The organism is Streptomyces sp. NPDC001985 (assembly GCF_040296845.1).
Classification (GTDB): domain Bacteria; phylum Actinomycetota; class Actinomycetes; order Streptomycetales; family Streptomycetaceae; genus Streptomyces.
Window position 1 is genome coordinate 18,091 of sequence record NZ_JBEOYB010000062.1, and the last position, 25,972, is coordinate 44,062.

Below are 25,972 nucleotides of genomic sequence, written 5' to 3' on the forward strand. Positions count from 1 at the left end.
CGCCGACCAGAGCCGACCGGACAGCCGCCGCCGAACAATTGATGATCAGCCATCCGGACTGGTCGGACCGTCGGATCGCCGGTGCCAGCGGTCTCGCCACCAAGACCGTGGCGGCATTGCGCCGCACCATGCGGGATCTCCCGGAACCGGTCCGGCGCGTGGGCAAGGACGGCCGGGCACGCCCGGTGCGCACCGCCGAAGGCCGTTCCCGTGCCGCCGAATTGATCCGCGAGGACCCCACCATTTCACTGCGCGATATCGCGCGCCGGACCGGTATCTCGCCGGGTACCGCCCGGAACGTCAGACAGCGGCTGCTGGAGGGCCTGGACCCGGTCCCGGACTGCCAGCGCGAGGAGGCGCCGGTCTGCGGTGTCGGCCCGCCGCCGGAGGTCCCCGCAGGACCGGAGGAGCGCCGCCTGCTGCTGATACGGCTCACCCGGGACCCGTCCCTGCGGCAGAGCGGCTCCGGCCGGGCGCTGCTGCGCATGCTGGTCACCCACCACGCGGATGCCCGGGTGTGGGAGCGGCTGCCCGCCGAGGTCCCCTCGCACAGCGTCCCCGCGATCCTCACCCTGGCCCGCACCTGCGCGGCGGACTGGGCCGGCCTGGCCGAGGAGATCGAATCCCTGCTGGACCGGCCCACCGGCGACCGCTGACCGCCTTACGTCCGCGCACGTCCGCGCACGTCCGCGCACGTCCGCGCACGTCCGGGTACTACGACCGCGCATCACCGATGCCCGGCGCCCGCTCACCGATGCCTGATGCCTGATGCCTGATGCCTGATGCCTGACGCCCCACGCCCGGGACCGATGCCCCACGCCCGGGGACACGACCGATGACCGAGGAGAGGCATGCCCGAGATCCTGTTCCTGACCCGAGGCCACGGGTTCGGCCACGCCGCACGTGATCTGAGGGTGATCCAGGAGCTGCGCCGGCGGCCCGGCACCACGGTCCGCATCATGGCGAACGGCAGCGCGGTCACCTATTACGCGATGCGCGGGGTGCAATGCACCCCCATCGAATTGCCCGACGAGGACTACGGTGAGGACTTCGGCGAGGGCGCCGCGAAGGCCGTCTGGCGGGCGCTGGCCTCGGTGCCCCGCCCCGATCTGGTCGTCTCGGACGAGGTCATGTGGGCCCTGCCGTTCGCCCGCGAGGTCTGGAAGCGGCCCTGTGTGATGCTGCTCTGCGCGCTCTGGGCGGAGTACGGCATGCCGGACGCGGACCGGTTCTTCGACACGGCCGACGAGGTCCTGGTGCTCGACTTCCCTCGGAACCGGCGGGAGTCGTACGGGACCACCGCGCCGATCGGCTTCCTCGGGCCGGTGGTGCAGCCCTTCCCCGCCGGGCGCGGGGCCGCCCGGTCCGCACTGGGCATCGCCGAGCGGGACGAGGTGGCGGTGCTGAGCCTGGGCGGGATGAACACCAGACCGGAGAGCCGGAGGATGGCGACGGCCGCCATCGGGGCCTGGCGCGCGCACGCGGGCCCCGGCGCCCGGCTGCTGCTGCTGGCCGACCCGCCGGCCGAACCGCTCCCGGTCCACGACGGCGACGGCGCGCCCGCGGGCGGCGGGGAGGTGGTCTGGGCCGGGGTCACCCCGGAGCCCGAGACCTACTACCGGGCCGCCGATGTGGTGCTCAACGACGCCATGGGCTCCACCGTCTGCGACCTGGCCTGGAACGGGGTGCCCGCGGTCGCGCTGCTGGACGAGGAGTCGGCGGCCGGCTTCCCGAAGACCTTCCCGGGCCGTATCCGCCATCTGACGGCGGCCGGGCTGATCGAGACCGCCCCGGTGCACGAGGGGCCCCCGGCGGTCTGGCGGGCCATCGAACGGGCCAGGGCCGGGGCGGCGGCGCCGGACCGGGCGGCGGCCCGGGAAGGATTCGGCTGGAGCACCGGCGAGACGGTCGCCCAGCGGCTGTTCGAACTGCTCGACGCCTGAGGCCGGCCCGGCCCGGCCCCGTGCGCCTGCCGGGCCGGTCAGCCCTCGCTCCGCTCCAGCATGGCCTTCAGCTCCCCGACCGACAGCCAGTCGTCGTTGGAGTCCGAACGGTAGGCGAACTCCCGTGGTACCGGACACCACCCGGGCGCGGGTGCCCGTCCGGCGCCCCGGGTGGCGGAGGTGACCAGATAGCGGTCGCCCAGCCGGAAGGCCCGGTGGCTGTCGTCACTGGAGATCATCTCCTCGTGCAGCCGCTCACCGGGCCGGGGGCCGACCTCATGGGTGGCGGCGCCCGGGGCTATGGCCTCGACCAGGTCCATGATCCGTACGCTCGGTATCCGCGGCACGAACAGCTCGCCACCGGCCATGAGCTCGAACGAGTCCACCAGGAAGGTGACGGCGTGTTCGATGCTCATCCAGAAGCGGGTCATCCGCTTGTCGGTGACCGGCAGGCTCTCACCGGCGGCGGCCAGCCGGCGGAACAACGGCACCACCGAGCCCCGGCTGCCGCTGAAGTTCCCGTAGCGCACCACCGAGAACCTGGTCCCGGACTCGCCCGCGAGCGTCGCACCGGTCGAGGTGAAGAGCTTGTCGGCGACCAGCTTGGTGGCGCCGTAGAGGTTGACCGGGCTGCTCGCCTTGTCGGTGGAGACACCGACGACACTCCGCACCCGGTTCTCCACGGCTGCCTCGATGACATTGCGCGAGCCGTCGATATTGGTCTTCACATACTCGGTCGGCGCGTACTCCGCGGTGTCCACGCGCTTGAGGGCGGCGGCGTGCACCACGTGGTCGACGCCGGCCATCGCCTGCGTGAGCCGCCGCCGGTCGCGGATATCACCCTGAACGAAACGCACACGCCGGTCCTCGCCCAGCACGCTCCGCGTTTCGGCGTGCTTGAACTCATCACGCGAGTAGATCACGACACGGCCGGGATCGACATGGGTCAGTACATGGCGGACGAATGCCAGACCCAAAGACCCGCAGCCCCCGGTTACCAGGATCGAAGCTCCGCTAAGCACGCTCATCTCAGCACCTTTCAATCCCAGAGGAACGTCGAACTGAATTCGAGATCACTGCGGGCCACACCGTAGCAGACAAGAGCTGAGGTCCGGCTAGTCCGAGGAGCAGGTGAATTGCCCCGGTGATAGGCCCTGTGCAAGTTCGAACGTGCTCAGTTGAACACCCTTGTTCGCAGGTCAGGAGCCATATCCCCGAGTGGTGACGCGATGTCCGTTGACGCTTTCCCGGGTGCCCGGTTGACTTGAGTCGCCATTCGGCTGCGGGATTTCCTGAACGTTTCCACGGTATTGCCGGTGCTGTGCCGTGGTGCTGAAGGAAGGCCCGCATCCTTTCTTCGCGATGAGAAGGAGAATGAAATGCCGGTGAATATGGTCGAGGACGTCCGCCTGGATCTGGAGCTGTCGGAGGAGGAGAACACGGACTGGGAGAAGCTCCTGGTCGGGCTCCACGAGGGCGGCGCCTTCATGTGGTGCAAGGCGTGTGGGGCCCCCTGCGGCACCCAGACCGTGGGCTGCAGCGGCTGTTGAGTCCGGACACGGCCCCGACAGCAGGCTGAACCGCAACGGCGGGCGGGCCCTCCCGGGCTCGCCCGCTCGCTCCCGGTGCCCCCTCAAGGACAGGAGAGACGGCCATCACCTCCGACACCCGACCGGACACCCCGGCGGAGGAGCGCTTCCGCGATTCCCCGCTCGCGACCCTCGTCTCCCCGGTGGGACTGGTCTCCGCGGTCCGGCCCGCCCCCGCCCTGCGCGGGCTGCCCCGTCTGAAGACGGCCTCCGCCAACGTCGGCAGCGGGGTGCCGGGCGTGACCAGGGAGCCCTCCGACGGCTTCTCGGGCGGCAGCCGCATCCTCGACGACGAGTTCCTCTCCTATGTGGTCGCCACGGCCGAGGCCGCGGAGCGCTCCGCCGGATATCTGACGCACGAGCGGCCGCGCCTGGCCAGGGAGGCCGAACTCGACGGCCCCGTACTCGACATGACGCGGGTGCCGCGGTGCTCGGAGCGGGAGTACGCCGATCCGCGCTGCCCGGTCAGCCGCTACGACCCGGACACCCCGATCCACTGGAGCCGCGGCGTCGACCTGCTCTCCGGCCAGGACATCTGGGTGCCCACCGTGATGGCCTGCTACGGCTTCCATGTGCACGGACCCGAACGCTTCATCGCACAGATCTCCACCGGACAATCGGTGCACACCGATCCCCACGAGGCGGTGCTGGGCGGTCTGATGGAGTTGTTCGAGCGGGACTCGATCGCGCTCACCTGGCTCCAGAAGCTGCCGTTGCCGCCGGTGGACCCCGCCGTGCTCACCCCCGGCTCCCGCGAGATGCTGGACTGGGGCGAGCGGCGGTTCCTGCGCACTCTGCTCTTCGACGCCACCTCGGACCTGGGCGTGCCCGCGGTGTACGCGCTGCAGATCGCCCCGTACGACGAGGGAATCCGGCAGATCATCGGGGCGGGCACCGGCCGGAGCCTCGGCGAGGCCGCCGAGCGCTGTCTGCTGGAGCTGCTGACGATCCGTGACTGCTACCGCTCCGAGAAGGACCTCCCGGGCGAGTACGGGGACTTCGCGTTCCTCGACGGCTCACGCATGATGTCCCTGCCGGAACACGCGGACGCCTTCACCTTCCTGACGGAGGACCTGGCCGGGCGACCGCTCTCCGCCGGCGGACCCGCGCTGCCGGATGACCCCGAGGCGGCGGTCGAGGAGCTGCTCGCCCGGCTGGCCGGCGCCGGAATGCAGGTGGTGGCCATGGACCGGACCAGCCGTGAGCTGCGCGCGGCCGGGCTGACGGCGGTCGCCGTCGTGATCCCGGAGCTCCAGCCGATGTCGCTGGAGCCGCTCGCGCAGTTCCGGGGCCATCCGAGGCTGGCCGAGGCGCCGGTACGGATGGGATACGCCAGTCTTCCCGAGGAGGAACAGAACCCATGGCCACAGCCGTTCGCGTAGGCGTCCCGCGCCGGGACGGAGAGCAGCGGTGATCGTCTGGCGTGTCGCCCCCGGTATCGGGATGCGGCCGGCCGACGACCAGCCCGCCGGCGCCGTGCTGCTGACCTCATCGGACGGCCGCTCGACGGTGCTGCGCCCGTCCGCCCCGGGGTGCGCCGACGCCCTGGTCTCGCTGGGAGCGGGCGCGCGCGGCGAGGCCGAGCTGGCCGAACTCGCGCCACGGGCCGGTGCGGCCCTGGCGGAGCAGCTGGCGGCACTGCTGCACCGGGGGGTGCTCCATCTGCTCTGCGTCGACCGGGGCCGGGAACTGCTGAGGGTCGCCGTCACGGGTGAGCTCGCCGCCCTCACCCGGGTGCGTCCGGAGCCCGGCCGGCGGATTCAGCTCTCCCGGTTCGCCTGTCTGCGGCGCCTGGACGAGGAGCTGGTGGTCGAGTCGCTGACCGGGCACACCCGGCTGGTCATCGCCCCGCAGACCGCGGCGGTGCTGGCGCGGCTCGCCGAGCCACAGCGGGTGGGCGAGCTGTGCGCGGATTCCGAGCTGCCGGCCGAGGTCGTGCTGGAGCTGCTGGAACTGCTGCTCGCCGCCGGGGCCGCCGGACCGGTGGACGAGGACGGCCTGCTGCCCGAGGACGCCGACCCGGTTCCCGCCCAGCGGGAGTTCCACGACGTTCTGCTCCACTGGCACAGCCGCCGGGGTCTCTCCGGTCTCGCGATCGGGATGACCCACCCGTTCCTGGACCGCTACCCGCCGCTCGCCGCGGTGAAGCCGGTCCGGCAGCCGGTGATCGCACTGCCGCGTCCGGACCTGGACCGGCTCCGGAGCACGGACCGTCCGTTCGCGGAGGTGGCGGAGGAGCGGCGCTCGGTACGCGCTTTCGGGCCCGGACCGCTGACGCTGGACCAGCTCGGTGAGTTCCTCCACCGCACCGTCCGGGTGCGCGAGGAGATACCGGCCGACGACGCGGCGCCCTACGACCGCACCTGCCGGCCGGTCCCGTCCGGTGGGGCCAGCCATGACCTGGAGGTGTATCTGTCGGTCACCCGGTGCCGGGGGCTCGCGTCCGGTGTCTACCACTACGAGCCGGTGGAGCACGGTCTGACGCTGATCACGCCGGAGCGAGGGGCGGTGCTGGAACTGGTCCAGGACGCCCGTCAGAGCCTCAGCTCGGCCTCCGTTCCCCAGGTGGTGATCACACTCGCCGGGCGGTTCAACCGGCTGTCCTGGAAGTACCGGGGCCTGAGCTACGCGGCCACGCTGAAGAACGTCGGCGTGCTGTACCAGGCCATGTACCTGGCGGCGACGGCGATGAGGCTCGGCGGCTGCGCGGTCGGCGGCGGCGACTCCGCCGCCTTCGCCCGGATCACCGGGCTCGACCCGCTGGAGGAGTCGTCCGTCGGGGAGTTCGTGCTGGGCGTGCCACTCGACCGGTGACCGCCGGACCCTGTCCCGTCGACACAGAGGAGGAAGCAGAACCCATGGATCAAGCCATCCAGCCGGACCGTGTCGCGGTGGCCGGCGTCGGGGAGTTCGGCGAGGCGGTGCGCGACCACGTCAGCCGGGAACTCGGCGCGGTGCCCCGGGCCATCGAGGAGTTCACGTCCGACCGGCCGCCGCCCAACGCGCCCGAGGTTCTGGTGGTGGCGCTCTGGCGGCCCCTGGAGGAGCTCGGTGAGCGCGTCGACGAGGCCGCCTTCGCGGCCGGCCGGCCCTGGCTTCCGGTGGTGTTCGAGCACCCGTGGATCGTGGTCGGACCGTGGCTGGCGCCGCCGGACGGCCCGTGCCACCGCTGCTATCTGGACCGCCGGGCGCAGCACCGGCAGTACTCCGACACCGCCCGGGTGCTGACCGAGGCGTACGCCGCCGATCCGAGTCTCGGCGTCAGGGGCCATCTGCCGCACCATGTACGGCTGGCGGCGGGCCTGGCGCGGCAGGCCCTGCGGCGGCGCGAACCGGGACTGGTGCTGTCGGCCAACACCGTCGGCAGCCGGATCTCCGCGCACCGGACCCTGGGCTGCCACGGCTGTCCGCGCTGCGGGCGGCGGGACCGGCTGGGCGCCGACGGGGCGGTGGCGCGGGTGGCGCGGTCCCTCCGGGTGCCGTCCCCGGCCGCTGCCGGGAGCGCGCGATGAGCGCGGCCGGGGCCGGAGGGCCGCGGCCGGCCGCTGAGCCGCGTCCCCGGCTGGCTCGCGGCCTCGCGGTGGTCCGGCGTCCGGACGGGCTGGTGGTCGAGGGGGTGACCAACCGCCAGGTCTTCACCGGCGCGGCGGCCACCGGGCTGCTGCCGGGGCTGTTCGCGCTGCTGGACGGCGAGCACGACATCACCGGCCTCGCCACCGCCACCGGGGCGCGCCGGCCCGAGATCGTCCGGGCGTTGCGGCTGCTGGACCGGGGGGGCCTGGTCGAGTGGTTCCCGCCGGGCGCGCCGGACGTACCGTTGGCCCCTGCGGCGGACGCCTACTTCTCCCGCAGCCTCTCGCTCACCCAACGCCACGCCGAGGTGCGGACGGTCGCGGCGGCGCTGGCGAACGCCCGTGTCACCGTCGTGGGAACCGGTCCGCTCGCCGAGGAAGTGCTCGCCTGCCTGCACGAGAGCGGCGTCACCGGCGCCGCACGGGCGGCCGTCGCCCCCGCCGAGCCGCGGCAACTGGTGGTGATCTGCGAGGAGGAGCCCGCCGGATTCGCCGCGCTGGCTGCCGAGCTGTGGAACCGGGGCACACCGGTGCTCCGGTTCGCCGGGAACGGTGAGCGGCTGGAGCTGGGGCCGTTCTTCCACCCGGACTGGACCGGCTGCCCGGAGTGCTGGTCCCGGGCCATAGGACCGGCGTCGGGCGGGGCGCTGCCCGAGGACGCCGTGGAGCTGTCCGCCGGGCTGGTCTGCGCGGAGGTGCTGGCGCTGCTGAGCATGATCACACCGCCGCGCACGATCAGCCGGGTGGTCCGACTCACCCTGGCGGAGCTGCGCGAGGAAGTGCTGGTGCTCGGCCCGGAGCCGGGCTGCGCGCGCTGCCTTCCGGGGGCCCCCGGGGCGAGCGGTCTGGCGGCCGCCCACTACGAGCGGGCCGCCGCCTGGTCACCCTGGGCCGAACGGCCGCGCGGCGCGACCGGGCCCACGTCCCGAATCCGGTCCCAGTACGAGGCCTCGCCCAAACTTCCGCTGGACCGGCTGCCCCGGTATCTGCGGCCGTTGCTGACCGAACCCGAGGCCACCGATGAGGTGGACGTCTATCTGCTGGGCGTCCCCGAACTGGCCCACCCGGTGCATCTCTACGACCCGGATTCCGGCCGGCTGGTGGCCACCCGGGCGACCGCCGACCCGGTGCCGCTCGGCCTGCCCGGGGAGCCGGCGGCGATCGTGGTGCTGGTCGCCACACCGGGACGGTTGTACGCGGACCGCCGGGCGGAGAGCCACCGGCTCGCCCAACTGGCGGCGGGCGCGGCAGTGGCCGGGATGCGGCAGGCGGCCGTGGGCTGCCGGCTCCAGGTGACCACCCGGTGCGATCCCGCGCTGAGCGGGCTGCTGGAGCTGAGGACGGATCAGGAGGTGCCGGCCGCCGTGGTCGGTGTGTACCGGGAGGCCGAGCATGCCACTGACGACTGAGGCGGATCTCTACGGCGCGGCGCTGCGGCTCGGCCCGCCACCCCTCGGAACACCGGAGCCGGGGCCGGTGTCGGTCACCGGGCCGGGCGATGTCCCCCCGCAGGAGCTGAGACGAGCCCTGGAGCAGTGCGGGAGGTGGCTGAACGGGGAGTTCGGCCCCGGTCTGCGGGTGCTGATCGGTGTGGTCCGGGCGGAGGGCATGGAACCCGGGCTCCACCTGCCGGGGGAGCCGGCGCCCCTGCCCGGGTCGGCCGCGCGGCTGGACGGGCTGCGAGAGGCCCGGGTGCCGGTCGCGCTGCTCTGGTTCGGCGATCCGGCGACCGCCGGGGCCGACCTCGGGGCGCTGCTGGTGCGGGTCGGCTGGGGCGCCCGGACGGTACGGACGGCGCTGGTCGCGGCCGGGTACCGGGCGGCCATCGACACCCGGGCGGGTCTGGTGCGCCCGCCCGGCGCCGTCGGCGGACACCTGGGAAGCCTGCTGGTCGCACCGTCGGCGGAGGCCGGTTCATGAGCGAGCGGCGGGCCGAGTGGTCCATGCCGGACGTCGAGCGGCTCGCCTTGCACGGCGACCGGCTGCTGCTGGTGGTGACCGGGTCGATCATGGCCGCCCATCTGCCCGCGCAGCTGGCCTGGGTGCGCGTGCAGCAGCCCTCGCTGGAGGTTCAGGTGGTACTGACCAGGTCGGCGGCGCGTTTCGTGAGCAAGGAGGCGCTGCGGATGCTCACCGGCCGGCCGGTGTTCGACGACACCTGGGAGCCCGACGCCGACGCCTCGGACGCCCGGCATGTGGAGTGGTCGCACTGGGCCGAGTTGGCGGTGGTCTGGCCCGCGACGATGCACTACACGGCCCGGCTGGCGCTGGGCCTCGCGGACTCGCCCGGCCTGCTGGCCCTGCACTGCACCAGCGCCCCGGTCGGTGTGGCCCCCGCGCTGCCGCCCGGCGGCTGGGAGTCCGCGGCGATGGCCGGCCATGTCGCGGCGCTGGAGGCGCGCCCCGGAATCAGGGTCGTCCCGCCCGAGCCGGGTCTGAGCCTGACCACCCGGAAGATGGACGGCTGGCTCTGCCCTCCGCTGAGTTCGGTGCTGCGCGAGGTGGACGCGTGGGCCGCTCAGGACCGGGAGGCGGCCGATGAGCGGCTATGACGCGATCGTTGTCGGCGCCCGCTGCGCCGGCGCCGGCACCGCCCTGCTGCTGGCCCGTCAGGGGCGCCGGGTGCTGCTGCTGGACCGGGCGGTCTTCCCGAAGGACACCCTGTCCACCCTGTACATCCAGCTGCCGGGTGTTGCCGCGCTCGCCGACTGGGGCCTGCTGGACCGGCTGATCGCCACCGGCTGTCCGCCGCTGGAGCGGGTGGCCTACCGGGCCGGCGGGATCACCGTCACCGGGTCGAGCCGCCCGGTGCGCGGCCAGCGGATCAACTACGCGCCCCGCCGCCATCTGCTGGACCAGCTGCTGGTCGAGGCCGCGGTGGAGGCCGGTGCGGAGTTCCGGGACGCCACGACCGTCGGTGAACTGCTCTTCACGGACGACCGGGTGGCCGGTGTGCGCTGCCGCACCGCCGGCGGGAGCCGGATCGACGAGCGCGCCGATCTGGTGGTCGGCGCGGACGGCATGCGCTCGCGGGTGGCGCACCTGGCCGGTGCCGAGGTGCTGACCAGCGCCCCGCCCAGGAGCTGTGTCTACTACGGGTTCTGGGACCTGCCGGCCGAGCGTCTGCTGTCGATGACCCACGCGGACGGTGTGCTGGTCGGCTCGTCCGCCACCAACGACGCGACCCTCGTCGTCTGTTATCTGCGCCAGCGGGAGTTCGCCCGGGCCCGGCAGCGGCCCATGGAGGTCTACCTGGAGACCATCCGTGAGCACGACGCCGAGCTCTGGGAGCGGCTGCGCTCGGCGGAGCCGACCGAGCGGCTGTACGGCACCGGCGACCAGCGGAACTTCATCCGGCAGGCCGCGGGCCCGGGCTGGGCGCTGGTGGGCGACGCCGCGATGCACAAGGACTCGATCACCGCCTGGGGGATCACCGACGCCTTTCTCCAGGCCCAGCTGCTGTCCGACACCCTCGCCTCGGACCTCGCCCCGGACCTGGCACTGGCCGAGTACGCCACCACCCTGCGGAGTCTCGCGGAGGGCGGCTACCACGCCACCCTGGCGGCGGCCGAGCTGGGCTTCGACGCGTCCGGTCTCGCGGACCTGCGCCGGCTGGCCGACGATCCGGAGCTGTCCGATCTCTACTTCTCCATGGCCTCCGGCGCGGTCACCTTCCAGGAGTTCCACACCGCGTTCCAGGCCCGCGCCGTCCCCTCGGCCACCGGCTGAGCGCCACCACCGGGCCCGCACCGCACGACATCGGCCCGATCCGCGCTCCGCCCGCGCCACCGCGCCCTGTTCCGGTCCGCTTCCCCGGACCGGAACAGGGCGCGACCGCGTCCGTATCCCAGATGTCCCGGTATCAGATGTCCCGGAAAAGACCAGTCGGGTCTGTAACATGCGGTGTCTGCTGGTGCCAGGCTGCTGACCCGCGTAAATATTCTTTCGGTTCTTACATGGTCATGCCCTTTGATGCAGCCGGAAGTCCCAGAGGAGTCCCACGGAAGTCCCACTGCCCGTCGTCCTTCTTTCGACTCTACGCAGAGGGTGGCGGTGCGGCGCGCATGGGCGGTCTGCCCTGAACGATCGGCAACGTGTCCTGTACGACCCGTCTCGCGACCGGAGAGGACCTTGAGACTTGGGCGCTGGGTGAATGGCCCTCGGCCAATGCTGAGCGGTCCCACGACCCCCTGAAGATCGGCGGCGTGGCGGCGACGTGCAGACGGAGGTCACCGAGGCCGACCGGTTCCACCTTCGGCACGGCAGCTTCAGCCACGAGGCACTCGTGGGTGTGAAGTGCAGGTGGAAACGTGGGTGGGCCGGCAGCCACTTCTTGATGCCGGGTGTCTTGTGGGTCGCGTAGTTGTCGAGGATCAGGTGTACCTGGAGCCCGGACGGGACTTCCGTCTTCGCCGCGTCGCGGCCCTGATCGCCCTGCTGGTGATCCAGGTCAGACCTTCCGACCTGGAACGGCTGAAGGGCACGGGGACACCGGGGCCGGGGCGCCGGGGCCGGGGCGCTGCCCGGGCCCTCCATGCGGGCCCAGGGGTCGCATGGAGGGCTGTCGGGCAGGGCTACCCAGTGCTGACCCGCACCTCCGCGTCCGGGCCGAGATCCACGGAGTACACGGGCCGTTCATGGATGCCCAGCGCGCGCATCAGCTCATGGGTCGGAATCCGGTACCCGCGACCGACCCGGAGGACGAGGCAGGGGAAATCGCCTCGGTGGATCAGCCGATACGCGGTCGTGGAACAGACACCGAACGCACGGGCCGCTGTCCGCAGATCGACACAGACCGGCAACTCGAACATCTCCGTGAAGCCGAGAACCTGATCGTGCTTCACCGGCGCCTCATGGCGGGGCGGATCGGCAGGGTGCCAACGCGCCGTCGGGCCCGCCGCGTCCGGACACAGCGGCCCTCGACGCGGCCCCTCGTTCCGTCCCCGCCCTTGGCGAGGGCATCAGCGCGCAGGTGCTCGGAGCGGACACGGAAGCGCAGCGAGGCACGCGGCCCGTCCGGCCCGTCCGGACGGTCGACCCGGATGTCCAGGCCTCCCTGACTCGCGGAGGCATCCGCGCTCTCCTCCTCGTGGGTGAGAGCACAGTTCCGGGCGATGTGCTCCACCCGTGTGGAGGGAAACTCGCGCCAGCCGCCGCGGGCCAGGCGCCACGCCCGGACGCGCGCCGCCTTGGCCAGCGGTGCGGCACAGGAGTGGGTCGTGTTGCCCGGTTCCGTCAGCTCTTCGAGAAGGGCCAGTGCCATCTCGGCCTCCACATCACATCGGTCGGCGCCCAGACGGCGGCAGACGCGATGGACCGTGCCGGTCAGTCGGGGCAGCATCAGCCAGATCACCAGGAGCCTGCTGTCCCCGTGCGGAGTGAGGTCGGCCCGCGCGGCGCTGAGCACCGCCTGCCAGATCGCGGCGGAGTGCCGCGGATCGGCGCCCGGCCCGTACAGGGCCTCGTGAGCCTCCGCGGCGGTCAGCCGGACCGGTTCGGCCCGCTCTGTCTCGTGGGCGATGATCACCCGTACTGCCTCCTTCACACCGGGATTGTCGAAGTGCCGTCTCACCGAGGCGAACACACCAATGGTTGGGGAATGCACGAGGGAAGTCCTCTCTCGATATCGTGGACCGCGCCGGCTGACAGCAGGTACCGAAGCGCCGAAGGCCGTCCGGTCGGCGCGGGCACCCAGCGGGCCGACACGCGGTGGGAGAAGAGTGCCCGCCTCCGAGCGGGCACCCTTGTGGCCTGTGCGCTCTCAGCCCGTGCCGGAGGTCGAGGCGCCCGCGTTCCCGTTCCGCTGGGTGACGGGGGGCATCTCCTCGGAGTGGCCGGCGCTGGGGTGACGTCGGCTCGGCGGGAAGCCGGGGGACATCTTGAGACGGCTCGCCCGGCGGACACGCTGGCGGTTATTCATGGAAGTGGCCCTTCTGATCAGGAACTACACCGGTATCTCGCGTTTCGGCGAGTGGCTTGTGTCATCGTGCCCGGGCAGTCGAGGACTCCGCAGACCCATAACTGAGGCAAGGCTGAGCCAAAACTGAGGCCGGGGGGCGTGAGGAGGCACATGCGTGTGAAGCGGTCGGCGACTGCGCACAGATCAAGAGGTGCCGCCGGGGGGCGGCTCATTACCGTGGTGCGGGGACGAGGAGAATGATGGACGGGCGCGTACTCGGGCCGGTCGTGGCAAAGGTCGAGGGAAGAGGGGGAGTCTTCGGAACGACGAAAGTGGCCGCTTTGTTCGCGCTGCTGGCCATTTCGCCGGAGTACCGATGCAGTAAGGAGCAGATCGCCGAGTACCTCTGGGGGAAGAAGCTCGCCGAGTCGTCCTGGGAGGAGAGTAAGAAGGTCCACGGTCTGGTGGACAGGGCGATCTCCGACCTCCGCAAGCAACTGGGCGAGACGATCATGCCGAAAACTGGTAAATCGGGCTTCTGTGCGCTCTGTCCGCCCGAGGAGAGTGTCGATCTTCTGCGTCTGCGCGCGGCGGTACGGCGAGCGGAGGCACTGCCCCCTCGGGAGAGGTTCGCGGAGCTTGCCGCCGCCGTGCCGTCGGCGGATTACGGAGAACCGCTGCAAGGGCTGCGTGGTGACGGCTTCGAGGCACGACGGAAAAAGCTGACGGCGGAGGTATCCGGCGCGGTATGTCAACTTCTCGACGCCGCGTTGAAGTCCGGACAGGAGGAGTGGCTCCGCGAGGAGACGGAGAAGTGGCACGCGCGATCACCGGGTCATCCGCGGATCTTCGAGTTCTATCTGAGGGCACACGGCGGGAATCTCTCGGCCAAGGAGTTGGACCGCCGCGTCGCAGCGTGGACGAAGCGCTATGGGCCAACGGGCCACCGTCTCCAGCCCGTTATCGAACAATTGCGCGCAGGCACGCCCCGATCAGCAGGAAGAGCGCTTCTCCCGATCCCGAATCAGCTACCACCCAAGGGCCGTCGACCCATCGGGCGAGAGGAGACGATCCGTGTCCTTTTCGACTACGTGTGCCGAGAGCAGGCGGCCGGCAGAACCGCGATCATTCTGTTCACTGGCTTGGCTGGTGTGGGGAAGAGCCTGGTGGCCCGCGATCTCGCATGGCTGGTGAGAGAGAGGTTCCGCGACGGCGCCCTCTACGGCGAGCTGAACGGATTCGTCGAGGGTGACGTACAGCCCACTCCACCGGAGCAGATCCTGGACCGATTCCTGCCCGATCTGCCGCCCTATTCAGGGGTGACCGGGCTCACCGCAAAGATCGGTGCGCTGCGGACCGCTCTGGCGGACCGCTCGGTCCTCATCCTGCTCGACGACGCGCGCAGCTCAGAGCAGGTGTTGCCGTTGCTCCCGGTCGGCCGCGCCAGCGCCGTGATCATCACGAGCCGCAACACCCTGGCTCGTCTGCGCTCCGAGAATGAGGTGCTTGTCTGCACGATGGAGCCACTGCGTGACGAGGATGCCCTGGCGTTGCTTCAGGAGAAGGTGATGGCGAAGGACCGGGCGGTGTATCTCCGTGACTTCACCGAACTGATCCATATCTGCGGCAACTTGCCGCTGGCCCTCACGGTGGTGGCGCGACGTATGGAGCACCGCATGGTGTCCAACATCAAGTCCTTGGTGCGGGAGATGAAGGATGAGCGGAGGAGATTGGATCGGATGGACTGTCCCCAGGACGAGCTGTCGGTCCGCGTGGCGCTGAACTGCTCCGTACGCGTTCTCAGTGAAGAGGCACGGCTGCTGCTCTGGCAGTTGGGCGTCCATCCCGGACCCAGTGTCACCTGGGAAGCCGTGATGGATCTCGGGGCGGCGGAGGGCGCGGGGATACGGGCCGACCGGGCCCTGGAGGAACTGGTGGCGGCGAGCCTGGTCGAGACCCGGTCCGGCCGCTTTCATCTGCACGACCTGGTGCGGGCCTTCGCCCACCACCACCTGCCCCTCGCCACCCATCGGGACAGAGAAGCCCTCAAACAGGCGACCGTGCGGCAGGCACTGGAGCACCAGTTGCACAACGTCCTGGCCTGTGATCGTCAGCTGGACCGCCAGCGCAAGCTGCCCATCGGTGATCCCACTGGGGTCACTGTGATCGAACTCGCCGGCCCGGAGCAGGCGATGGAGGTGCTGGACAGGGAGTACCCGACCATCAAAGGCTGTATCGCCCTGGCTGTCAGCCACAGGATGACGTGGTACATGCGGATGCTGCCGATGGCCCTGGTCACCTATCAATGGCGTCGCCGACGCCTCGACGACGCGCGCGAAGACCTCAAAAGCGCCGCCGTGGTCGCGGCGGCGGAGGCCGATCGGGCGGACCTCGCCATGGTCTACCGGATGCTGGCGGGGACGTACTGGCGGCTGGAGGACTTCCGTTTGGCCGCATGCCACCTGCGGCGGGCCGTGTCCCTCAGCGAGCAGGACCCCGGCGACAACGGCTCCCTCAGCCTGGCCCGCTCCCTGTACACACTCGGGATCACCCAGCGCAAGCTGGATGAGACCACGGAGGCCGAGGAGAGCCTCCGCCGGGCTCTGGAGCTGTATCGGCAGCTGTCCGACCCGGTGGGAGAGGCAGCGGCGCTCAACGCCATCGGCGCCCTCCATCTCGACCGGGGCGAGCACGATGAAGCGCTCCACTGGTGCTCGGAGCCCGCCGGGTGATCGAGTGCACGGAGGAGCGCAGCGGCTGGGCCGATGTGCTGTTCACCCTGGCCAAGGTGCACCTCGCCCGCGCCGAGAGCGAGGATGCCATCCCTCTCTACCGGCAGGCGTCCGACCTCTACTGCGAACAGGAGGACCGGCCCAACGAGGAAAAGGTGCGCCGGCTCTTCGCGGGCGTCCTGGTCTCCTTCGATCGCTCCAAGGCGGTGGCCGAGCTGGAGAGAGTCATGGTGCTGCGTGAGCTGATGGGAAGCGATGAGCTGTCGGAGGTCCAGGATCTGCTGGACGAGCTGAGATGAACGCGCCCTGCCCGGCGCCCTGCCTTCGAGCCGGACAGGGCGCGACCGCGTCCGTATCCCAGATGTCCCGGTATCAGATGTCCCGGTCTTAGATGTCGCGGAAGATCTCGATCTGCGCCCCCACCGAGTTGAGCCGCTCCGCCAGCTCCTCGTACCCCCGGTTGATGACATACACATTGCGCAGTACGGAGGTGCCCTCGGCCGCCATCATCGCCAGCAGCACCACCACCGCCGGGCGCAGGGCCGGCGGGCACATCATCTCCGCCGCGCGCCAGCGGGTGGGGCCCTCGACGAGGACGCGGTGGGGGTCGAGGAGCTGGAGGCGGCCGCCCAGGCGGTTCAGGTCGGTGAGGTAGATCGCCCGGTTGTCGTAGACCCAGTCGTGGATCAGGGTCTGGCCCTGGGCCACGGCGGCGATGGCCGCGAAGAAGGGGACGTTGTCGATGTTCAGCCCGGGGAAGGGCATGGGGTGGATCTTGTCGATGGGCGCCTCCAGCTTGGAGGGGCGCACCGTCAGGTCGACCAGCCGGGTGCGGCCGTTGTCCGCCGTGTACTCGGTGGAGCGGTCGTGGTCGAGACCCATCTCCTCCAGGACGGCCAGCTCGATCTCCAGGAACTCGATCGGCACCCGGCGGATCGTCAGCTCCGACTCGGTCACCACGGCGGCGGCCAGCAGGCTCATCGCCTCGACCGGGTCCTCGGAGGGGGAGTAGTCGACGTCCACGTCGATCGTGGGCACACCGTGCACGGTCAGGGTGGTGGTGCCGACGCCCTCCACCCGTACGCCCAGGGCCTCCAGGAAGAAGCAGAGGTCCTGGACCATGTAGTTGGAGGAGGCGTTGCGGATCACGGTGACGCCGTCGTGGCGGGCCGCCGCCAGCAGCGCGTTCTCGGTCACGGTGTCGCCGCGCTCGGTCAGTACGATCGGCCGGTCCGGCACCGTCGCCCGCTCGACCTCGGCGTGGTAGAGCCCCTCGGTGGCGGTGATGTCCAGGCCGAAGCGGCGCAGCGCGATCATATGGGGCTCGATGGTGCGGGTGCCCAGGTCGCAGCCGCCGGCGTAGGGCAGCTTGAAGGTGTCGAGGCGGTGCAGCAGCGGGCCGAGGAACATGATGATCGAGCGGGTGCGGCGGGCGGCCTCCGCGTCGATGGCGTCCATGTCCAGCTCGGCGGGGGGCACGATCTCCAGGTCGACGCCCTCGTTGATCCAGCGGGTGCGCACCCCGATGGAGTTGAGGACCTCCAGCAGCCGGAAGACCTCCTCGATCCGCGCGACCCGGCGCAGCACGGTGCGCCCCTTGTTCAGCAGCGAGCCGCAGAGCAGCGCGACACAGGCGTTCTTGCTCGTCTTGACGTCGATCGCCCCGGAGAGCCGGCGTCCGCCGACCACCCGCAGATGCATGGGGCCGGCGTATCCCAGGGACACGATCTCGCTGTCGAGCGCCTCGCCGATGCGTGCGATCATCTCAAGGCTGATGTTCTGGTTGCCGCGTTCAATGCGGTTGACCGCGCTCTGGCTGGTGCCGAGAGCTTCCGCGAGCTGCGTCTGGGTCCAGCCGCGATGCTGACGCGCGTCACGGATGAGCTTGCCGATGCGTACGAGGTAGTCGTCTGCCATGCGGATCACGTTATCTCAGATATGAGATGAAGCGCTCGCCGGGGGTGGCGTCCGGGTGACATCCCGCGCTCCTCGCGCCCCCGGGGCCCGCTCTCTGACGATCCGTCGGAGGTGGTGGGCCGTCAAGTCGACCGGGGCCGTATGGGCCTCGGCCCCCGGGCCGCCGGTGCGGGCCGTATGCTCGGCGCCCATGGAGAACGATCCGCGCGGCGCCGGCGCATGGCCCCAGGGGCGCAATCCGCACCGGCGGAAGGTCGGGGTGCTGGGCTGGGCGCTGCTGCTCATGGTGCTGCTCGTGCTGTTTCTGCTGGGGCCGCGCTGAGCGACCGCCCCCGCCGGACACGCGCTGCGCCGGGCCGCATCCCCGCCGGACACGCGCCGCGCCGGGCCGCATCCCCGCCGGGCACGCGCCGCGCCGAGCCGCGCCCCCCGCCGGACATACGCCGCGCTGAGCGACCGCCCCCGGGGCCGGGGCGGCGCGCGCGGACTCTTAGGGTGCGGGGATGACCTCGCGGAACTATCTCTCCCGGCTGTTCTCGCTCGACGGGCGTGTCGCCGTGGTGACCGGCGGCAGCTCCGGGATCGGGCGGGCCATCGCCGGTGCCCTGGCCCGGGCCGGCGCCGGTGTGGTGATCGTGGCCCGCCGGGAGGCGGAGCTCGCGGCGGCGGCGGGGGAGCTGGTGGCGGACGGCTGCCGGGCCGCCTGGGTGAGCGCCGATCTGGGGAGCCGCGCCGGGGTGCGCGCCGGGGCCGACGCGGCGGCCGGGGTCTTCGGGGAGCCCGACATCCTCGTCAACTGCGCCGGGGTCAATCTGCGCCCGCCCCTGGGGGAGCTGGGCGAGGATGTGTGGGACACCACCATGGCGGTGAACCTGGAGGCACCCCATCTGCTGGGGCAGCGCTTCGGACCCGGCATGGCCGAGCGGGGTTTCGGCCGGATCATCCACATCACCTCGCAGCAGGCGCACCGGGCGTTCGTCCGCAGCGGTGCCTATGGAGTCTCCAAGGGGGCGCTGGAGTCGCTGGCCCGTTCACAGGCCGAGGCCTGGTCGCCGTACGGCGTCACCTGCAACACCCTGGTGCCGGGCTTTGTGATGACCCCGCTCAACACCCGGCTCTCCTCCGACCCGGAGAGGGTCGCGGCGCTCGCCGCCCGCACCATGGTGGGGCGCAACGGCCTGGCCGAGGACTTCGCGGGCGCGGCCGTCTTTCTGGCGAGCGGGGCCTCCGCCTATGTGACCGGACAGTCCCTCTGTGTCGATGGCGGGTTCTCGGTTCACTGAGCCCTTGCTCGACCGTATGTCCGATTCCGGCCGAGAAACGCAGGGATTGTCCGTACGGGAACATCGGGCGCCCGGGCATGACCGGGACGCACCGATGTACTAGAGTTATCTCGACATCGAGATATCTGCCGAAGACGTGCCGCAGCCGCCACTCGGTAAGGGTTACCTAACTAAGCCCTACCTTAGCGGATGAGCGTGGAGCCGTGGCGGCAGCATGGACGTAGTACGTGCACATTGATGAAGGAGACTGTCGTGTCGGCGAACAGCTTCGACGCCCGCAGCACGCTGCGCGTGGGTGACGAGTCGTACGAGATCTTCAAGCTGGACAAGGTCGAGGGCTCCGCACGCCTCCCGTACAGCCTGAAGGTGCTGCTGGAGAACCTGCTCCGCACCGAGGACGGCGCGAACATCACCGCCGACCACATCCGGGCCCTCGGCGGCTGGGACTCGCAGGCGCAGCCCAGCCAGGAGATCCAGTTCACACCGGCCCGTGTGATCATGCAGGACTTCACCGGTGTCCCGTGCGTCGTGGACCTCGCCACCATGCGTGAGGCCGTGAAGGAGCTGGGCGGCGACCCGGCGAAGATCAACCCGCTCGCCCCGGCCGAGCTGGTCATCGACCACTCCGTCATCGCCGACAAGTTCGGCACCAACGCCGCGTTCGCGCAGAACGTCGAGCTGGAGTACGGCCGCAACCGCGAGCGCTACCAGTTCCTGCGCTGGGGCCAGACCGCCTTCGACGAGTTCAAGGTCGTCCCGCCCGGCACCGGCATCGTCCACCAGGTGAACATCGAGCACCTGGCCCGTACGGTCATGGTCCGGGGCGGTCAGGCGTACCCCGACACCCTCGTCGGCACCGACTCGCACACCACCATGGTCAACGGCCTCGGTGTGCTCGGCTGGGGCGTCGGCGGCATCGAGGCCGAGGCAGCGATGCTCGGCCAGCCGGTCTCCATGCTCATCCCGCGCGTCGTCGGCTTCAAGCTGACCGGTGAGCTGACCCCCGGCACCACCGCCACCGACCTGGTGCTCACCATCACCGAGATGCTGCGCAAGCACGGCGTCGTCGGCAAGTTCGTGGAGTTCTACGGCGAGGGCGTCGCCGCCACCTCGCTCGCCAACCGCGCCACCATCGGCAACATGTCGCCGGAGTTCGGCTCCACCGCCGCGATCTTCCCGATCGACGGCGAGACCCTGAAGTACCTGCGGCTCACCGGCCGCGACGAGCAGCAGGTCGCGCTGGTCGAGGCGTACGCCAAGGAGCAGGGCCTCTGGCTCGACCCGGCCGCCGAGCCCGACTTCTCCGAGAAGCTGGAGCTGGACCTCTCCACGGTCGTCCCCTCCATCGCCGGACCGAAGCGCCCGCAGGACCGGATCGTCCTCGCGAACGCCGCCGAGCAGTTCGCCGTCGACGTGCGGAACTACGTGGACGACGACGAGGAGGCGGGCAAGGAGTCCTTCCCGGCCTCCGACGCCCCGGCCTCGGCCAACGGTGTGCCGACGCGTCCGACCACCGTCACCGCCCCCGACGGCTCCACCTACGAGATCGACCACGGCGCCGTCACCGTCGCCGCGATCACCTCCTGCACCAACACCTCGAACCCGTACGTCATGGTCGCCGCCGCGCTGGTGGCCAAGAAGGCGGTCGAGAAGGGCCTGACCCGCAAGCCGTGGGTCAAGACCACCCTGGCCCCCGGCTCCAAGGTCGTCACCGACTACTTCGACAAGGCGGGGCTCACCCCCTACCTGGACAAGGTCGGCTTCAACCTCGTCGGCTACGGCTGCACCACCTGCATCGGCAACTCCGGCCCGCTGCCGGAGGAGGTCTCCAAGGCGGTCAACGACAACGACCTCGCCGTGACCTCGGTCCTCTCCGGCAACCGCAACTTCGAGGGCCGGATCAACCCCGACGTCAAGATGAACTACCTGGCCTCCCCGCCGCTGGTCGTCGCCTACGCCCTCGCGGGCTCCATGAAGGTGGACATCACCCGCGACGCCCTCGGCATCGACCAGGAGGGCAAGCCCGTCTTCCTCCAGGACATCTGGCCCACCGAGGCCGAGGTGAACGACGTCGTCGCCAACTCCATCGGCGAGGACATGTTCAACAAGTCCTACCAGGACGTCTTCGCGGGTGACGCCCAGTGGCAGGCGCTGTCGATCCCCACCGGCAACACCTTCGAGTGGGACACCGAGTCCACCTACGTCCGCAAGCCCCCCTACTTCGAGGGCATGCAGATGGAGACCACCCCGGTCACCGACTTCTCCGGCGCCCGGGTGCTGGCCAAGCTGGGCGACTCGGTCACCACCGACCACATCTCCCCGGCCGGCGCGATCAAGGCCGACACCCCGGCCGGCAAGTACCTCACGGAGCACGGCGTCGAGCGCCGCGACTTCAACTCCTACGGCTCGCGCCGCGGCAACCACGAGGTCATGATCCGCGGCACCTTCGCCAACATCCGGCTGCGGAACCAGATCGCGCCGGGCACCGAGGGCGGCTTCACCCGCGACTTCACCCAGCCCGACGCGCCGGTGTCGTTCATCTACGACGCCTCGCGCAACTACATCGAGCAGGGCGTCCCGCTGGTGATCCTCGCGGGCAAGGAGTACGGCTCCGGCTCGTCCCGCGACTGGGCCGCCAAGGGCACCGCGCTGCTGGGCGTGAAGGCCGTCGTCGCCGAGTCCTACGAGCGCATCCACCGCTCGAACCTCATCGGCATGGGCGTCCTCCCGCTCCAGTTCCCGGAGGGCGCCTCCGCCGAGGCGCTCGGCCTGACCGGTGAGGAGACCTTCGCGATCTCCGGTGTCACCGAGCTGAACGAGGGCACCACCCCGCGCACGGTCAAGGTCACCACCGACACCGGGGTGGAGTTCGACGCGATCGTCCGCATCGACACCCCCGGCGAGGCCGACTACTACCGCAACGGCGGCATCATGCAGTACGTCCTGCGGAACCTGATCCGCGGCTGACACCCGCTGAAGGACACCGGTGAGGGCCGTACCCCCGCGCGAGCGGGGGTACGGCCCTCACGGCCTGCCGTCCCCACGGCGGCTCAGGCGAGCAGTTCGATCTCCGCCAGCGTCGCCGGGCCCCGGGGCACCAGCCGGTAGGCGGTGTACGTGCCGGGGCGGGCGACCGAGAACACCCGGGTCTGCCGGTCCCAGGCGAACTCCTCCCCGGACCGCCGGTCCAGCTCCCGCCACCGCTCGCCGTCGCGCGAGCCCTGGAGCACCCAGCCCGACGGGGCCCGCGCCCGGTCCGCCGATGTCAGCGTGTACTGCACGGCCCTGCTCGGCCCGGCCACCGCCAGCTCCACCGCCCCCGCCGTCTTTCCGGCGGTGGCCGAGGTGTCGTCGAAGAGCGGGCCCCCGCCCGTGAGGGCGTCCCGGCGCGGCCGGGGCACCCGGTCGTCCCGGGTGATGGAGACCGGGGCCGCGTCCTGTCCCGTCCCCCACGCGGACGGCTCCGGGCCCATCGCGAACTCCAGGGTCCCGCCGCGCGCGAGGAGCCCGTGCGGCAGCGCGGTCGAGTCCCACGCCCGGCCGTCGACCCGCAGCCCCTGGACGTAGATGTTCCGGGCGCTGTTGCGGGGCGCCTTCACCACCAGCGTCCGGCCGTTGTCCATCCGTACCGTCGCCCTGGTGAAGAGCGGCGAACCCACCGTGTACTCCCCGCTGCCCATGACCAGCGGATAGAAGCCGAGCGCGGAGAACAGCCACCAGGCCGACTGCTCCCCGTTGTCCTCGTCGCCGTGGTAGCCCTGGCCGATCTCGCTGCCGGTGTAGAGCCGGGAGAGCACCTCCCGCACCTTCTCCTGGGTCCGCCAGGGCCGCCCGGCCGCGTTGTACATGTACGGGACGTGGTGGGCGACCTGGTTGGAGTGCCCGTACATCCCCATCCGCACATCCCTCGCCTCCGTCATCTCGTGGATGACCGAGCCGTAGGAGCCCGCGAAGCCGGGGGAGGCCGTCTCGGGGGTGGCGAAGTAGGTGTCCAGCTTCTCGCCCAGCTTCGCCCGGCCGCCGTACAGATTGGCCAGGCCCCGGCTGTCCTGGGGGGCGGTGAAGGCATAGCCCCAGCCGTTGGTCTCGGTGTAGTCGTAGCCCCACACCCGGGGGTCGTACCGCTCGCTCGGGACCCGCCATCCGCCCCGCTCGTCCCGGCCCTGGAAGAAGCCGGCCCCCGGGTCGAAGAGCGCGACATAGTCGCGGGCCCGGTCGAGGAAGTACTCCGACTCCTCGCGGTAGCGCTCCTCCCCGGTCCGCCGGTGGAGCGAGGCGGCCATCCGCGCCAGGCCGTAGTCGTTGATATGGCCCTCCAGCGACCAGGACAGGCCCTCGTGGGTCCGGGTGGAGGCATAGCCGGTGAAGGGCGAGGTGGCCATGCCCTTGCGGCCGACACCGGAGGAGGGCGGCACCACGGTCGCGTTCTTCAGCGCGGCCTCGTACGCCGCCTCGGCGTCGAAGTCGACGCCCTTCACATGGGCGTCGGCGAAGGCCACATCGGAGCTGGTGCCGGTCATCAGATCGGCGTAGCCGGGGGAGGACCAGCGCGAGATCCAGCCGCCGTCCCGGTAGTGCTGGACGAAGCCGTCCACCAGGTCACCGGCCTTCTCCGGGGTGAGGAGGGAGTACGCGGGCCAGGTGGTCCGGTAGGTGTCCCAGAAGCCGTTGTTCACATACACCCTGCCGTCGACGAGTCTCGCGCCGGTGCGGTCGGGGGTGTCGGGGCCGGCGGCCGGGGAGAACGGGCTCGCGTACCGGTACTTCGGGCGGGCGCGGGTGCCGGTGTTCTCATGGCCGGAGTTCGGATAGAGATAGAGCCGGTAGAGACCGGAGTAGAGCGTCACCAGCTGGTCGTGGGTGGCCCCCTCGACCTCCACCCGGCCCAGCAGACGGTCCCAGGCGCTCCGGGCCCGCTCCCGCACCCGCTCGAAGGAGGTGCCCGGCGGGATCTCGTCCGCGAGGTTCTTCCGCGCCTGCTCGGTCCCGATGAGCGAGGTGGCGATCCGCAGGGTGACCGTGCGGTCCCGGCCCGCGTCCAGCCGCAGATGGCCGGTGACGCCGTCCGCGCCCGAGCCGGTGACGGGCGCGTCCACCACTCCGTACACGAAGAGCCGGGTGGCCCCGGTGGACAGTCCGCTGCGCACATCGGAGTAGCCGGTGAAGGAGCCGGCCGCCGGGTCGAGGGTGAGGCCGCCGTCCCCGGTGACATTGTCGAGGACGAGGGAGGCGTCGTCGCCGGGGTAGGTGAACCGCATCATCGCCGCGTGGTCGGTGGGGGTGACCTCGGCCCGCAGACCGTTCTCGAAGGTGACGCCGTAGTGGTGCGGCCGTGCCCTCTCGTTCTCGTGGCGGAACGGCAGCGCGCGGCCGGCCCGGCCGGTCGGCGGGGTGCCGGCCGCCGCCGACGGCATGATCTGGAAGGTCTGCCGGTCGCCCATCCAGGGGCTGGGCTGATGGCTCGCCGCGAGAGCCTGGAGGGCGGGCAGATTGTCCGCGTTGTTGCCCCGGGCGTACTCGTAGATCCAGCTTCTGGACGCCGAGTTGGTCACCGGGGTCCAGAAGTTGAACCCGTGCGGCACGGCCGTCGCCGGGAAGGTGTTGCCCCGGGAGAACTGCCCGCTGGAGTGGGTGCCCCGGGTGGTCGAGGCGTACTCGGCCCAGCTGTCGTGCCGGGGCTCGGGAGCCGCGGGCCGCAGCGCGAGGTCGTCGATCCAGCCCTGGAAGACCGAAGGGCCCTTCGCGGAGTCGTACGCGAGGAGAATCCGGTCCACGGTCCGGCCGGCCGCAACCGTGCCGATGGCCGAGGTCACCTGGTTCCACTGGTTGACGTAGAGCCGCTTGGCGTCCCCCTGGCCCTGCGGGGTCAGCGCCCCGCCGTGCGCGTCGGTGGCCCGCAGCCCGCTCAGGGAGGTGCCGTCCGTGAAGACCAGGTCCACCGAGGCATGGGTGGCCGGATAGGTGAGGTCGGTCTCCGGCCCCTCCGGCAGCGCGGGGAAGATCCGGTACGACAGCTCGGTGTCGCGCCGCACGGGCAGGTGGACGTCGAAGACCCTGTTGTACGAGTGGGCCCGGCCGGCCGGCCGGTGGCTGCCGGCGTAGCGCAGCGCCCGCAGACCGGTGAAGCCCGCGCGGGCCTTGGCGGTGGGGGAGCCGGGCGGGCCCTGGTCGACATGGGTGCGCATGTCGCCCGGCGCGGGCGCGGTGGCGGAGCCGTCGGAGAACTGCACATCGGCGAGCTGGGTCAGTCCGGCGCCGCTGTTGCGGGTGATCTCCAGCCGGTAGTGGGCGTAGGCGGTGATCCCGGCCGGATCGCCGATGTCCTGGGTCAGGGTCTGGAAGCGCCGCTCGAAACCCCGGTCCCGCTGGACGTCGAGGACCGTCCACCGGCTGCCGTCGGGGGAGCCCTTGAGGGTCCAGTCCCTGGGGTCGCGCGTCTGGGCGTCATTGGCCGAGGTCAGAGCGTAGGAGGCGACCTTGACCGGGGTGCCGGTGTCGAACTCTATCCACGAGGTTGGCGCGAATTCCAGCCATTTGGTGTTCGGCTGAAGATCTATCAGGTTCTCTTTGACCTCGCCCGCCTCGGTGTTCTCACCGCTCGCGCGCAACTCCCGGACCGTGTCGGTGATATTGCCCGGTATACCGCTGGAGAAGCCGCCATCGACACCGGAAGCCTTTTTCTGACCGTCTGGTCCGATGTCAACGGTATTGCGCCAGTCGAGTGGTGGTTCATCCGTTTCGAAGGAGGAGCTGAATTTCGCTGCCGCGGCGTCCTTTCCGGCCGCCGGCGCGGGTTGCGCGGCGGTGGCGGGACCACCCGTCAGCAGGGTCAGCGCGATGCCGACCGCCAGGAGGGCGGGGCGAGTTCGGCCGCGAGGTGCTCTTCTTGGACTCTGCCGATGTCTGGCTCTGGCCATCACGGGCCTTTCCTCCAGCGGAAGATGCGTCCGGACAACGTTGTCAATACGGTGCGCGGGTTCCAGTAGGGAGCCAAGTGCCCGACGGTGTCAAGGGTTTGGGCAGCGCGAAGCGGCCGG

At 71.0% G+C, this 25,972-nt stretch carries 20 protein-coding genes and 1 pseudogene; 15 read left to right on the forward strand and 6 right to left on the reverse strand.

The window, feature by feature from the left end:
• Positions 1-41 precede the first annotated feature (41 nt).
• Both ABT122_RS25135 and ABT122_RS25140 read left to right on the forward strand, forming a co-directional pair.
• Positions 42-656 (forward strand): winged helix-turn-helix domain-containing protein, encoded by a 615-nt coding sequence (locus ABT122_RS25135; RefSeq protein ID WP_351556481.1) that lies wholly within the window; start codon positions 42-44, stop codon positions 654-656.
• A 195-nt stretch (positions 657-851) separates the two neighbouring features.
• Entirely contained in the window at positions 852-1,943 is a 1,092-nt protein-coding gene (locus tag ABT122_RS25140) for a glycosyl transferase (protein ID WP_351556484.1), read from the forward strand.
• A gap of 38 nt (positions 1,944-1,981) precedes the next feature.
• Here the strand turns inward: ABT122_RS25140 and ABT122_RS25145 are convergent, their stop codons facing one another.
• Entirely contained in the window at positions 1,982-2,971 is a 990-nt protein-coding gene (locus tag ABT122_RS25145; protein ID WP_351556487.1) for an SDR family NAD(P)-dependent oxidoreductase, read from the reverse strand.
• A 351-nt stretch (positions 2,972-3,322) separates the two neighbouring features.
• Here ABT122_RS25145 and ABT122_RS25150 point away from each other — a divergent pair, with 351 nt between their 5' ends.
• The 8 genes from ABT122_RS25150 to ABT122_RS25185 all read left to right on the forward strand — a co-directional run bounded on the left by ABT122_RS25150 (position 3,323) and on the right by ABT122_RS25185 (position 10,833).
• Positions 3,323-3,493, forward strand: a complete 171-nt coding sequence (locus ABT122_RS25150) for a hypothetical protein (RefSeq protein ID WP_351556490.1) — start codon at positions 3,323-3,325, stop codon at positions 3,491-3,493.
• 182 nt (positions 3,494-3,675) lie between these two features.
• A complete protein-coding gene (locus tag ABT122_RS25155) occupies positions 3,676-4,914 on the forward strand; it encodes a YcaO-like family protein (RefSeq protein ID WP_351556493.1) in 1,239 nt (412 codons plus the stop codon).
• A 28-nt stretch (positions 4,915-4,942) separates the two neighbouring features.
• On the forward strand, positions 4,943-6,346 hold the full coding sequence (locus ABT122_RS25160; protein WP_351556496.1) for a SagB/ThcOx family dehydrogenase: 1,404 nt from the start codon (positions 4,943-4,945) through the stop codon (positions 6,344-6,346).
• 44 nt (positions 6,347-6,390) lie between these two features.
• Positions 6,391-7,044: a TOMM precursor leader peptide-binding protein gene (locus tag ABT122_RS25165; RefSeq protein WP_351556499.1), complete on the forward strand. Its 654-nt coding sequence runs from the start codon at positions 6,391-6,393 to the stop codon at positions 7,042-7,044.
• Complete coding sequence (locus ABT122_RS25170) at positions 7,041-8,513, forward strand: hypothetical protein (RefSeq protein ID WP_351556502.1); 1,473 nt, start codon at positions 7,041-7,043, stop codon at positions 8,511-8,513. The genes ABT122_RS25165 and ABT122_RS25170 overlap by 4 nt, the downstream gene beginning before the upstream one ends.
• On the forward strand, positions 8,497-9,024 hold the full coding sequence (locus ABT122_RS25175; protein WP_351556505.1) for a hypothetical protein: 528 nt from the start codon (positions 8,497-8,499) through the stop codon (positions 9,022-9,024). Before ABT122_RS25170 ends, ABT122_RS25175 begins: the two co-directional genes overlap by 17 nt.
• Positions 9,021-9,656, forward strand: coding sequence for a flavoprotein (locus ABT122_RS25180; protein ID WP_351556508.1), 636 nt, complete (start codon positions 9,021-9,023; stop codon positions 9,654-9,656). The genes ABT122_RS25175 and ABT122_RS25180 overlap by 4 nt, the downstream gene beginning before the upstream one ends.
• A complete protein-coding gene (locus ABT122_RS25185) occupies positions 9,643-10,833 on the forward strand; it encodes an NAD(P)/FAD-dependent oxidoreductase (protein WP_351556511.1) in 1,191 nt (396 codons plus the stop codon). The genes ABT122_RS25180 and ABT122_RS25185 overlap by 14 nt, the downstream gene beginning before the upstream one ends.
• A 534-nt stretch (positions 10,834-11,367) precedes the next feature.
• Here ABT122_RS25185 and ABT122_RS25190 read toward each other — a convergent pair.
• The 3 genes and pseudogenes from ABT122_RS25190 to ABT122_RS25200 all read right to left on the reverse strand — a co-directional run.
• A pseudogene (locus ABT122_RS25190) lies at positions 11,368-11,508 on the reverse strand (transposase); the annotation flags it as partial.
• A 170-nt stretch (positions 11,509-11,678) separates the two neighbouring features.
• Positions 11,679-11,915, reverse strand: a complete 237-nt coding sequence (locus tag ABT122_RS25195; RefSeq protein ID WP_351556551.1) for a helix-turn-helix domain-containing protein — start codon at positions 11,913-11,915, stop codon at positions 11,679-11,681.
• A gap of 29 nt (positions 11,916-11,944) precedes the next feature.
• Positions 11,945-12,649 carry a hypothetical protein gene (locus tag ABT122_RS25200; protein WP_351556513.1) on the reverse strand — a complete coding sequence of 235 codons (705 nt, stop codon included), beginning with the start codon at positions 12,647-12,649 and terminating at the stop codon, positions 11,945-11,947.
• Positions 12,650-13,344: 695 nt separating this feature from the next.
• On the opposite strand from ABT122_RS25200, the gene ABT122_RS25205 reads away from it, so the two are divergent.
• Positions 13,345-15,735 carry a tetratricopeptide repeat protein gene (locus ABT122_RS25205; RefSeq protein WP_351556516.1) on the forward strand — a complete coding sequence of 797 codons (2,391 nt, stop codon included), beginning with the start codon at positions 13,345-13,347 and terminating at the stop codon, positions 15,733-15,735.
• Positions 15,732-16,034, forward strand: a complete 303-nt coding sequence (locus ABT122_RS25210) for a hypothetical protein (protein ID WP_351556519.1) — start codon at positions 15,732-15,734, stop codon at positions 16,032-16,034. Before ABT122_RS25205 ends, ABT122_RS25210 begins: the two co-directional genes overlap by 4 nt.
• An 88-nt stretch (positions 16,035-16,122) precedes the next feature.
• Here the strand turns inward: ABT122_RS25210 and ABT122_RS25215 are convergent, their stop codons facing one another.
• Positions 16,123-17,652, reverse strand: coding sequence for a helix-turn-helix domain-containing protein (locus tag ABT122_RS25215; protein WP_351556522.1), 1,530 nt, complete (start codon positions 17,650-17,652; stop codon positions 16,123-16,125).
• A 190-nt stretch (positions 17,653-17,842) separates the two neighbouring features.
• On the opposite strand from ABT122_RS25215, the gene ABT122_RS25220 reads away from it, so the two are divergent.
• The 3 genes from ABT122_RS25220 (at position 17,843) to acnA (ending at position 21,902) form a co-directional block, all read left to right on the forward strand.
• Complete coding sequence (locus ABT122_RS25220; protein ID WP_351556525.1) at positions 17,843-17,974, forward strand: hypothetical protein; 132 nt, start codon at positions 17,843-17,845, stop codon at positions 17,972-17,974.
• A 181-nt stretch (positions 17,975-18,155) separates the two neighbouring features.
• Positions 18,156-18,935, forward strand: a complete 780-nt coding sequence (locus ABT122_RS25225; protein WP_351556528.1) for an SDR family NAD(P)-dependent oxidoreductase — start codon at positions 18,156-18,158, stop codon at positions 18,933-18,935.
• Positions 18,936-19,187: 252 nt separating this feature from the next.
• Positions 19,188-21,902, forward strand: a complete 2,715-nt coding sequence (gene acnA, locus ABT122_RS25230) for an aconitate hydratase AcnA (RefSeq protein WP_351556531.1) — start codon at positions 19,188-19,190, stop codon at positions 21,900-21,902.
• An 83-nt stretch (positions 21,903-21,985) separates the two neighbouring features.
• Here acnA and ABT122_RS25235 read toward each other — a convergent pair whose 3' ends face one another.
• On the reverse strand, positions 21,986-25,852 hold the full coding sequence (locus tag ABT122_RS25235) for a GH92 family glycosyl hydrolase (protein WP_351556534.1): 3,867 nt from the start codon (positions 25,850-25,852) through the stop codon (positions 21,986-21,988).
• Between the last annotated feature and the right edge of the window lie 120 nt (positions 25,853-25,972).

What these genes read in the sequence shown, in the direction of transcription:
- ABT122_RS25195 (WP_351556551.1), bottom strand. Translation starts at nt 11,915, where the DNA reads ATGTTCGAGTTGCCGGTCTGTGTCGATCTGCGGACAGCGGCCCGTGCG.
- ABT122_RS25150 (WP_351556490.1), top strand. Translation starts at nt 3,323, where the DNA reads ATGCCGGTGAATATGGTCGAGGACGTCCGCCTGGATCTGGAGCTGTCG.
- ABT122_RS25165 (WP_351556499.1), top strand. Translation starts at nt 6,391, where the DNA reads ATGGATCAAGCCATCCAGCCGGACCGTGTCGCGGTGGCCGGCGTCGGG.
- ABT122_RS25145 (WP_351556487.1), bottom strand. Translation starts at nt 2,971, where the DNA reads ATGAGCGTGCTTAGCGGAGCTTCGATCCTGGTAACCGGGGGCTGCGGG.
- ABT122_RS25175 (WP_351556505.1), top strand. Translation starts at nt 8,497, where the DNA reads ATGCCACTGACGACTGAGGCGGATCTCTACGGCGCGGCGCTGCGGCTC.
- ABT122_RS25215 (WP_351556522.1), bottom strand. Translation starts at nt 17,652, where the DNA reads ATGGCAGACGACTACCTCGTACGCATCGGCAAGCTCATCCGTGACGCG.
- ABT122_RS25225 (WP_351556528.1), top strand. Translation starts at nt 18,156, where the DNA reads ATGACCTCGCGGAACTATCTCTCCCGGCTGTTCTCGCTCGACGGGCGT.
- ABT122_RS25180 (WP_351556508.1), top strand. Translation starts at nt 9,021, where the DNA reads ATGAGCGAGCGGCGGGCCGAGTGGTCCATGCCGGACGTCGAGCGGCTC.
- ABT122_RS25220 (WP_351556525.1), top strand. Translation starts at nt 17,843, where the DNA reads ATGGAGAACGATCCGCGCGGCGCCGGCGCATGGCCCCAGGGGCGCAAT.
- ABT122_RS25235 (WP_351556534.1), bottom strand. Translation starts at nt 25,852, where the DNA reads ATGGCCAGAGCCAGACATCGGCAGAGTCCAAGAAGAGCACCTCGCGGC.
- ABT122_RS25135 (WP_351556481.1), top strand. Translation starts at nt 42, where the DNA reads ATGATCAGCCATCCGGACTGGTCGGACCGTCGGATCGCCGGTGCCAGC.
- ABT122_RS25140 (WP_351556484.1), top strand. Translation starts at nt 852, where the DNA reads ATGCCCGAGATCCTGTTCCTGACCCGAGGCCACGGGTTCGGCCACGCC.
- ABT122_RS25185 (WP_351556511.1), top strand. Translation starts at nt 9,643, where the DNA reads ATGAGCGGCTATGACGCGATCGTTGTCGGCGCCCGCTGCGCCGGCGCC.
- ABT122_RS25170 (WP_351556502.1), top strand. Translation starts at nt 7,041, where the DNA reads ATGAGCGCGGCCGGGGCCGGAGGGCCGCGGCCGGCCGCTGAGCCGCGT.